Raw genomic sequence first — 2,607 nt, forward strand, 5'->3', positions numbered from 1 at the left:
CTGACAGTGATGATGTAGATGAGCGCTTCCCGCCAGGGTTTGACCCATGGACTGACTGACCTCTGGGTCCTCAACGGGATCTGTCGACCCTGGCCGGGAAGCGCTCATGTGCACTCACCGGACCTGGCGCCCGTGACTTCATAGCGCCTCTGTGTGTCAAGCGGCTGCCGTTGCGACTCGTTGTTGATCTTTTCGGATGCGTCGGTAGATCACATTGGACAGTCGTCGTTTCAGTGCGCGGCGGGCTTCGGCGGGGGTCTTCTTCTCGGTGATCTTCCGCTGGTAGTAGATGTGTCCGGGGCCCGGATCACGGGATTGGCACACGGCAATGGTGTGCAGGGCGGAATTGAGTTGCCGGTTGCCGCCGGTGTTGAGGCGGTGCCGGATTTGATCACCGCTGGAAGCGTCGAGCGGAGCGGTGCCGGTGTAACTGGCGAACCGATCCGGGGTGCGAAACCGCGTGACATCACCGACGTGACCGAGGATCTTGGCGGCCAGGACGATACCGACGCCATGAATGTCGGTTAACGTGCTACCCGCAGCGGCCAGTGCGTCCCGCGATTGCGCTTCGTTGTCCTTGAGTCGCTGGTCGACGCGTCGCAGATCAGCAAGGAGGTCGCGGGCGAGATCACGTCGCAGGGCCTGAGTGGCGGTGGTGGGACGGACCGTCCGTAGCAGGGCGGCGGCCTTATCCGCAGACAGGCCGGTAGCAGCGCCACCGGAGACCAGCTCGCGCAGCAGCCCGTGCAGGCGATTGAGGATACGCGTGCGCTCATGAGCCAGGTCATCACGCCGTTCAGACAGCAGCCGCAAGATGGTGTTCTGGTCTTCGCATGTGACGACGCGCAGGTCGCGCCGGTGGAGGGCAACCTGCGCGACGCTGAGCGCGTCGGCTCGGTCGCTCTTGCGTCCGCCGCCGGTGTTCAGCAGACGGGCGCGCACCGACAATTTCGCAGGGACATCGAGTACGTGCTCGCCAGCGGCGGACAGCTGCTGGGCAATGCCGCGGCCGAGGCCGTTGGCACCTTCGACGGCGAATCGGCGCTCGAGCCATGCCGCAGCCCAGGCGGTGAGCTGGCGGAAGGTGCCGGAGTTGACGGTGAAGCGGCGCTGGCTGATCAGGCGGCCGGCGGCGTCGACCGCCACGGCGGTGAGCGAGGACTTGTGCGGATCGATTCCGATGGTGATCACAGGGAGCTCCACGGTGGCCGACGGCTTTGGGTCGCGCCGTGGCGGGCACCCTGACTTGAAGAATTGAGCAGATCATGCCTCTGTCGAGCCACACCACGGCGGGTGCCGGCGGCATGGCACGCTATCAATGAGCCAACCACCAGGGCGGCAAGAAGCCTGCGAACCAGCGCCGACCGGCACCCTGAACGCTAGGGCTGCAGACCCCGGCGTTTCGCCTCATTCAACAAGTCAGGAGCCTGGCCAGAGGCCCCATCACTGTCTTGTCCGCCTTGCCCGGCTGGTGCGTGCCGCCCTGCCCCCAGCCAAGACGACAGGACGACGATGACCTCCATTACACCCGACAACGCACCGGTCAACGAAGTCGCCGGCGGCGTGGACACCCACCAAGACACCCACACCGCAGCCGTGATCGACCAGGTCGGCCGGGTCCTGGGAACCGAACAGTTCCCCGCCAACCCTGCCGGATACACCGCCCTGCTGACCTGGATGCGCGCCTTCGGACAGCTGGCACGGGTCGGGGTCGAGGGCACCGGCGCCTACGGAGCCGGGCTCACTCGCCTGCTACAGGCCGAGCACATCGACGTGATCGAGATCGATCGGCCCGACCGCAAGACCCGGCGGTTCCAAGGCAAGTCCGACCCGATCGACGCGATCCAGGCCGCCAAGGCCGCACTCGCCGACGACCGCACCGGCACCCCCAAGCAGCGCGACGGCCGCATCGAGGCGCTACGCAACCTGCGCATCGCCCGGCGCAGCGCCATCGACCAGCGCGCCGATACGCAACGCCGCCTCAAAGCCCTGATCGTGACCGCCCCCGACGAGCTCCGCCAGCAGCTGCGTGGCCTGTCGATCATGAAACTGATCACCACCTGCGCCGCCCTGCGTCCCGACCGCGACGACGCCGCCAGCCCCGCCACCGCCGCCCGGATCGCGCTGCGCTGCCTGGCCCGCCGCCACCAGCAGCTCACCGTCGAGATCGCCGACCTCGACGAGCTGCTGGAGCCACTGGTGGCCGCGATCAACCCCGCTCTGGTCGCCGCACACGGCGTGGGCACCGACACCGCCGGGCAGCTCCTGGTCACCGCAGGCGAGAATCACGATCGGCTGCACAGCGAAGCCGCCTTCGCCATGCTGTGCGGCGTCGCGCCGATCCCCGCCTCCTCTGGCAAGACCACCCGACATCGCCTCAACCGCGGCGGCGACCGCCAAGCCAACGCCGCGCTCTACCGTGTCGTCCTATGCCGCCTTCGCTGGGACGCTCGCACTCGCGCCTACATGGAACGACGCACCCAAGACGGCCTGTCCAAGAAAGAGATCATCCGCTGCCTGAAGCGCTACGTAGCTCGCGAACTCTACCGAATCATCACATCAAACGATCAAGAACATGCCGCTTGACATCCATAGGAGCATCCCCGG

Annotated in this window: 1 protein-coding gene and 1 pseudogene; one reads left to right on the forward strand and one right to left on the reverse strand. The window is 66.9% G+C overall.

All coding sequences use genetic code 11. The annotated features are described in order from the left end of the window. Positions 1–156: 156 nt before the first annotated feature. Positions 157–1,191 (reverse strand): IS110 family transposase, encoded by a 1,035-nt coding sequence (locus ACFKCF_RS61465; RefSeq protein WP_394506754.1) that lies wholly within the window; start codon positions 1,189–1,191, stop codon positions 157–159. 330 nt (positions 1,192–1,521) lie between these two features. Between ACFKCF_RS61465 and ACFKCF_RS61470 the strand changes: the two are divergent. Beyond that, positions 1,522–2,607 (forward strand): annotated as a pseudogene (locus ACFKCF_RS61470) (IS110 family transposase); the annotation flags it as partial.

The organism is Nonomuraea sp. JJY05 (assembly GCF_043496855.1).
Lineage (GTDB): Bacteria > Actinomycetota > Actinomycetes > Streptosporangiales > Streptosporangiaceae > Nonomuraea.